The 7,038-nt window shown below is 42.4% G+C and carries 3 protein-coding genes and 5 tRNA genes; 1 reads left to right on the top strand and 7 read right to left on the bottom strand.

Annotated elements, in window-relative coordinates:
- Positions 1–19: 19 nt before the first annotated feature.
- From Q371_RS19735 to Q371_RS19770, 6 genes are all read right to left on the bottom strand, one after another.
- Positions 20–3,067 carry an anti-phage protein gene (locus Q371_RS19735; RefSeq protein WP_034343743.1) on the bottom strand — a complete coding sequence of 1,016 codons (3,048 nt, stop codon included), beginning with the start codon at positions 3,065–3,067 and terminating at the stop codon, positions 20–22.
- Between the two features lie 1,046 nt (positions 3,068–4,113).
- Positions 4,114–4,716 carry a DUF4291 domain-containing protein gene (locus Q371_RS19745; RefSeq protein ID WP_051964871.1) on the bottom strand — a complete coding sequence of 201 codons (603 nt, stop codon included), beginning with the start codon at positions 4,714–4,716 and terminating at the stop codon, positions 4,114–4,116.
- A gap of 810 nt (positions 4,717–5,526) precedes the next feature.
- Positions 5,527–5,601, bottom strand: a tRNA-Glu gene (locus Q371_RS19760).
- Between the two features lie 4 nt (positions 5,602–5,605).
- Positions 5,606–5,682: transfer RNA gene (locus Q371_RS19765), tRNA-Arg, on the bottom strand.
- A gap of 22 nt (positions 5,683–5,704) precedes the next feature.
- A tRNA-OTHER gene (locus Q371_RS27285) sits at positions 5,705–5,829 on the bottom strand.
- A gap of 101 nt (positions 5,830–5,930) precedes the next feature.
- Positions 5,931–6,016, bottom strand: a tRNA-Leu gene (locus tag Q371_RS19770).
- Positions 6,017–6,266: 250 nt separating this feature from the next.
- Between Q371_RS19770 and Q371_RS19775 the strand changes: the two genes are divergently transcribed.
- A tRNA-Ile gene (locus Q371_RS19775) sits at positions 6,267–6,342 on the top strand.
- A 64-nt stretch (positions 6,343–6,406) separates the two neighbouring features.
- Here Q371_RS19775 and Q371_RS19780 read toward each other — a convergent pair.
- Complete coding sequence (locus tag Q371_RS19780; protein WP_034343753.1) at positions 6,407–6,871, bottom strand: macro domain-containing protein; 465 nt, start codon at positions 6,869–6,871, stop codon at positions 6,407–6,409.
- Positions 6,872–7,038 lie beyond the last annotated feature (167 nt).

The raw sequence follows: 7,038 nt of genomic DNA on the forward strand, positions 1-7,038 counted from the left end.
CATATGGTCTGCCTTTGTATTAGTTTTCATGTCTCTTCAGTGACTGTAGATAAAGATTTTTTCTGTTAACTTGTATATCTAAAGCATCTAGCATGCGATTTTTTAAGGCTGGCAGCGCCGGATAAAAAGTAAAGTGCATTATAACCAATCTTTGTATTAATCTAGAAGAAAATATATTATTTTTATATTGATCATATATGTCTCTCACGTCAGCTTCTGGAAATCTATCATTATAATTCATCCTAACGTATAAATTTAATAGTTTTATGTTTAATTTTGTAGTATCTAGGTTTAGTTTAGAATAGATCGGCATTAATCTGTTAGAGCCAATTGACTTAGCCGTTTTGTCTATTAATCCAAGGCATACATATTCCATAAGACTAACTATCGCACCACGGGTTTTGTTTAGCAATTCATTACGTTTACCGACTGAAATTAGATTAATATCCTTAATCTTTTCATTGTTTTTAAAGTCTTCAACAGACTTTGTGGTTATTTCTTCTAAAATATACTCTAATACATTTAGAAGAGCGCCAGTTACCTTGAGAGATGTTCTATAACATGTTTCGAGAATTAGAGACTTTTTTGCACCCTCCCAAGAACCAATGTGATTTTTTACTATTTGTCCTAACATATCCATGATTCTTAACGATAATACTACTTGTTTTAGGTATTTATCTCTGACTTCTAGGTTTTCTAGATTCTTATCATCATTATAATCTTCATCGTCCTCCGTTATCTGTGAAAGGATATGTTCTCTATTGTTCTCTACTGGTTTATCGTCATAAATAATATCCGGTATTCTTTCTGAGAGTTTTATTAAATGAGTATTGCAGTCTTCAATGTTTTTTTCTTTAAAATTAGAGATCATTTTTTCTAAATATGACATTATATCCTCAACAATAGTGAAATCTTTAGTTAAAAATACTAAGAACATCATAATATTTACATTATCACTTTTGTCCAGATTTTCTATTAATTTTTTGATATAAATCTGGGTCTGTGCTTCACTCATGTTATTTTTTAAATATAAAGCAACAAAATAATAATATAGGTGTCTGTGTTTAAAATTATAGATCCCATTGAGATCTTTGATTATTCCGGCTTCAAGAAGTTTTTCTATTAAACTTCGAGCTGAGATATGTGATATATAATAATCCAAAAGATGATTCTTTGTAAAATCAAAAAGTAAATCGTAATCGAGAATTTTGTCATTTGTTTTATATTTGTGAAAGGCTAAATTCGCTAAATATGTTTCTATGGTAGAAACATCTGCATCATTTGGACTTATTTTAGCTAGGCTGTATTTTACTAGCAAATCATAAACAAAGTTATTTGAGCCTATAGAATCGTTGTTTGGATTATCACCAAAATGTCGTATGATTCCTAATACATAGATGGGAAAAGGTGATATTAATTTAGTTTTCAAGGCAGTATTAACAGTATTTTCTGCTTGTGTTAAGCGATCATAAAATAACCTGTTTTTACTCCTGTCTGCACTGGTCTGTAGTAAGTAATTTTCCATTAATTTACTTCTTGCGGATGGATTTAATCCTTTTATTTCACATCTTACTACTCCGTTTAAGTAATTACTTCCCATGCTTTCTATGACATTCTCTAAGGCATCGGTTGATGAAATATAAATAATGATATTAAAATTAGGATTGACATATTTTTCAATCTCAAAAAATAATTCCTCATTTTCTTCTGCAATGTCAAAATCATCTACTATAATGCATCTTTTATCAATATCTATCTGCATATACTTATTTAGGTCTATGTCATGATATTCTTGCGGTATTATGGAGGTTATTAGTTTTTCAAAATCGCGAATTTTAGTACGCTTTACATCAGATAGAGCTAATAAAATAGGAGCATATCCAAGTCCATATAAATCCCGAAATAACTTTCTAGATAAAGAAGTTTTTCCAGAATTCGATGCTCCATGAATTGCTACTTTACGATGCTTTCGAATGAATTCTCCAATCTCCTCCCCTTTGACTATTTCATTTTGTCCATCCTTTTTATCAAGCTCTATTATTTCTAGATTTGGATAAATATATAAGGAATCAAAAGCAAGGCTTTTGTCTGGTAATATTATGGAATCTAACTCTAAAAGTTTCGAGGAAAAATCGTTTCTTAGAGATAATTTTTTAGATATCTTTGAATCTGGTAAATCAAGAAAATTAGTCTGTTTATTTATCTCGCTAAAATTACCTTCTTTCTTGGATAAGAAATTAACGTACTTGTATTTACGATTCTCGGTATCAATTGTAATCACATTAAATATGCTCTGAGGCCTATACTCTAGTATGGCCCCAGCCTCAAAGTGTACGGTTCTTTCTCCATCTCTGTTTCGTTCGTAAAAGTCAGTTTGATGCTCATGACCTGTTAAAACAAAGTTGCAATGTTTATCTAATTCTAATTTCAGGCTTGCTGCGTCTTCGGCGGTAAGCCAGTTTAAAGGGTGGTGATGAATGCCTACAACTAAATCTTCACTTGTTAAGTTGAGGTCATGAAAAATAGGAAAATAAAGCTGTCCTTGTTGTTCATGTAGCTTAGAACACCAAGCAGTATTATAGCAAAGGAATTTTATATTATGTTTTTCTATAATATAAAAAAATCTGTTATCTGGTGCCATATCTAAGCTGGTCATTTCTTTAAGAAAATCAAAAAAATTTTTCTGTACTTTGGAAATAGAATTAGCAATTTGGATTTTTTTATTACCTGAGGCAAAAGAAGTTAAAAGTGCTTCTCTGATAACGTTTTGGTCTTTGTCTGAGAAGTCGCAATCATGATTTCCGGGAACTGCTACAAATTCAAAGGAAGTGCATTTGGCAGAATTATTAATTAGGGTTGTCATTTTATCATAAAAATCCTTAAAAACGTCATATTCCTCTTTGGCTCCAGAAAAAGCTATATCTCCAGAAACTACTGTTATCAATTTACTGTAACTGGTTATTGTGCTTAATACTGATCGAGCAATTTTTTGGGCTAATACATCTGTAAGTTTGCTATGTGCTACCTTAAAATGTATATCGCTAAGGTGGAGTATTGTTGTATGCATGGTCCCTCTCTTTCTGATCTACTGTTTCGGCTTACCGATGTGTAGAAATAGTGGCTTTTTTCTGTGCTTACAACATTAAACTACTTCTTAGACATATAGATAGCATACTAGGGGAAAACCCTTATAAGGTATATTTTCTGTTTAGTAAACTTTTTAATCTTATTAGAGCTCGATAGTTTTAACCGTTTGTAAGGTGGCTTCGACTGGATTGCTCAACTGGGTGTGCTCTTGGATGATAACTTAAGAAGAGGATAAACCCGCTCCTGCTTATGGGGCCAGTCACCCCCACTTTTCTTGCAGGCTCTGTCTTCTGCCAGTAGGTGGGGCACCGGGGTCAAATCTGAAGGCCGAGAGCTGAAAAAGCAGAAGGCGAAAGGCGAAAGCTCTGGTGCTGGGGCAAAGGCTTTGTCACGTTTGGCCTTCTGGCTTCAAGGCGTGACATTGGAAAAATGCTGCTCTGGTCAGGGAAAACTGGCAAGCTGCAAAAAGCAGGTGTGACAAAGTTCTGTAGGCTCCAAGGTTCATAAAGGGGATGGGTGGTGCTCTGGACGCTGAATTTTGAGTTTGTGTCTGAGGGGGAGAGGAAGGGTAGGGTGTGACACTCTGGGACAGCTTTCTGCCTTCAGCCTTCTGCTCTTTCTCAAGACATGCCCAGGTTAAGTGCAAAGTCGCTGTTGGGCCATGCCAATACAAAGAGCCATCAGCCGTCAGCCATCAGCGGTCAGCCAGAAGGAAAGTTTTCTTGCTGCCTGTTGAGCTTCAAATCTGAGTGGCTTTCATTTTGTGTCTTTGTGTCTGGCTGTTGTCAAAAGCAAAAGCCTCAAGGTGAGCTTTTTACTGAACGCTGAGGGCTGAACGCTGACCGCTTTCTCAAGTGACATGCCAAAAGTCAGACTTTACGCTTACCTTAGACATGCCATGGATATGCTTGACGAATAGTGCATACCGGCGTATACTTATAGACATCAATCGGCGAAAGGCCGAATTTTTTGTTTTGGTCCCTGTCCTCTGGTCAGGAATTCTTTTTTGATCTGAATCAGCAATCCTTAACGCCCCGAGTGCTCAGGGCAAATTCTCTGTTGCAACACCTCTGGAATCGGATAGATCCTCTCCTGCTGGTGGGGCCACACCCCCGAGGCCAGATCAAAGGCTCTGGCTTCTGCCATTTGATGGGCGATGGGAGTCACATCTTCGATGCCGACAATCCATTCACGCACGTACTTCTGCACAGCCTCTCTGGAAAGCCCCACCTGCAAAGACCGCACCCCTGCCATCGGATTCAGACGGGCATCCCGCTCTGGGTCCCACTGGATGCGGACAGGACAGGCAGCCACTTCTGCTTTCCAATGGGTTTCAGAGGTGTGCAGGGCAGGCACAAAATGGGACAGGGCCGAGTGCGCCAGAGCCCATTCAAACCCCTCTCGGGTGATGTCGATGCCCAGAACCACCTCCTGACCGGCTTTGCTGCCAAACCCACAGCGGTACATCATCCAGGTGAACGAGGGTTTGATCCAGGTCATGCGTTCCATTTTGAAGGGGGGCACAAAACGGCCTGCTTTCAGTGCTGGGATGGCCACCTCGGGCGGATAAGCTTGATAAACCCGGAGGGTGTGTGCATTGTAAATGGCCCTGATTTCATAAGTGTTCATGCCCAGAGTTTAAAGAAAGCTGTCCAGCAAGGAATCTGCACATGGGCTTATCAAAAGGCTCAGCAGTTTGGCTTTGCGGTTACAGGGTGTGGGGTTGGAAAAGGGGTGCTCTGGCTGGATGTTTTTTATCCCTTTTGCACCCATCCAATGACAAAAAGGACCACAGGAGAGCCAACAATCGTGTAGCAGATTCCCAAATACACCCGATCCTTGTTTCGCAATTTGTGTTCCAGTTCATCCAGCTTTTTTTCTTGAAATTCAAGGCAGATTTTCTTTTTGATCTGTGTTTCAATGGCTTGTTCCAACCACTCGGGCCGGTCTGGCAGAGGGGTTCTTTTTTGCAAAAGCACATTTGAAGGGTCAGGGGCATTTTGCCGCTGATTTTGGACAGATTGTGATGTGCGTCTGTTCAAACCACCCACCTCCAGACCTCAATGCATTGAAAATACAGGCACAAGAAGCCATGTTTCATTGTAAAAACAAGATGGATTTCAGCATAGACGGTTTTTCCTAACATCAAGATCATTAAATTCTCATCATTGATGCCAATTCTTGCCCCTGATGCCTGTGCTCTGACAGTTTCTGATGCCTCTTTTCGGAAAGTTGAGGACTGGCGTTGAACTGCTCTGGAGGCCCCAGAGGTTCTGAGGGATGCCATGGATATGCTTGACGAATAATGCATATCGGTATACACTGTATATATCAGTCGCCCATGGAGGCGAATTTTTTGTTTTGGTCCCCTGCTCTGGATTGGCAGGGTTTTTTGATGCCTCGTGTAAAAGAAAACCCCGACCAGAGTCGGGGAAAATTTGGTACACCCAGGCAGATTCGAACTGCCGTTAACGGATCGAAAATCCGTGGTCCTGACCGCTGGACGATGGGTGCATGCTGGTGATCTGAAAGGGATTCGAACCCCCGACCCCACGGTTCGTAGCCGTGTGCTCTGTCCAACTGAGCCACCAGATCATTGATTTGATGATGCAAAAAGCCCTTCCGGGAGGTCTCGAACCTCCAACCCACAGATTAAGATAACCCCCATCCTGCGGCCCTCCAGAGGAAGGCAAGTGTTCGGGCAGGGATGTCTGTTGCTCTACCAAATTGAGCTACGGAAGAGATGCTTCTTTGGCATTTCTGCTGCACCAAAGCTTGGGCTTTTTGGCTTTCTGCCTTCTGCAACGGGCGAGGCACGCCTCGCCCCTACAGGTCTTGAAATGTGGTGCGAGAAGGGGGACTTGAACCCCCACACCTCTCGGCTCTGGCTTCTGAGACCAGCGTGTCTACCGGATTCCACCATCCTCGCTCGCGCTCTGCATACGGTCAGAGCAAGAAAGATCTTAACAGGGAAGGGAAGAAGCGGAATCTGTCGAATGGCACAGCTTCAAGGTAGGTGGTTTGGTGTAGAGGGGGCCCTCAGGTCTGCCATTTGGAGTAGTCCACTTCCGTTCCTTTTTTGATAAACTGCTGGCACACATGCAGAAACGAATACCTGCAACCCACTGAACACGCTGCCCGAGACCTCGGGTCGGTTCAGTGTTGCTCCCTTTGGCTACCGAACTGTAGCTCAATGGTGAGAGCGTCCGTCTTATAAGCGGATGGTTGCGGGTTCAAGTCCCGCCAGTTCGACCATGAAGGTGTGCAGGGGGCAAAACATGGACCTGACTTCAGGGAAAAAGCCAGAGCAGGCTTTTGATCATCTGCGGTATTTCACCAGCAGGATGTCGCCAGAGTAAGTGCTGTTGGCAAACTCCTCCAGCATCCACCGTTCGATCCTGGCGGCATTGCCGTTTCCAGAGCCTGCACCGATCAAAGGAAAAGCAATGGAACGGTAGCCTTTGCTGTCTGCAACACGCAGGGCATTTTGCACGCTCTGGCGCACCGAGAATTCGCTGGATTGCCAGAGCATGTTGATGCCAGCCACATGGATGATGCCCTGAAAAGGCAAGGTTCCTGCGCCTGTGTGCACGGCTTGACCCAGAGGGATGGGTCCCATTCTGGACAGTTCCTGAAAAGGGGAGAGGCCAGCTTTGCGTTTGATGGCTCCAGACACCCCCTGAGGCAGCAGCAACCACCACGGGATGATGTTGCGGTTCCATGCATTCACAATCACCTCCACCTGTTGTTCCAGCAGGTCTCCTTGCACGATGCGGACGGTCATGTTTTGAGTGTAGGTGCTCAGGTCGTTCTGAAACCTTTCAGAGCCTTGGGGCCCACAGGGTAAACGCAGAGTCACGGTCAGGCCATGCCAACACCAAGAGCCATCAGCCGTCAGCGATCAGCCGTCAGCAATCAGGACAGTTTTCTGGCTGCCTTTTGAACGGAAAG

The organism is Deinococcus misasensis DSM 22328, from assembly GCF_000745915.1.
Taxonomy (GTDB): Bacteria; Deinococcota; Deinococci; order Deinococcales; family Deinococcaceae; genus Deinococcus_C; species Deinococcus_C misasensis.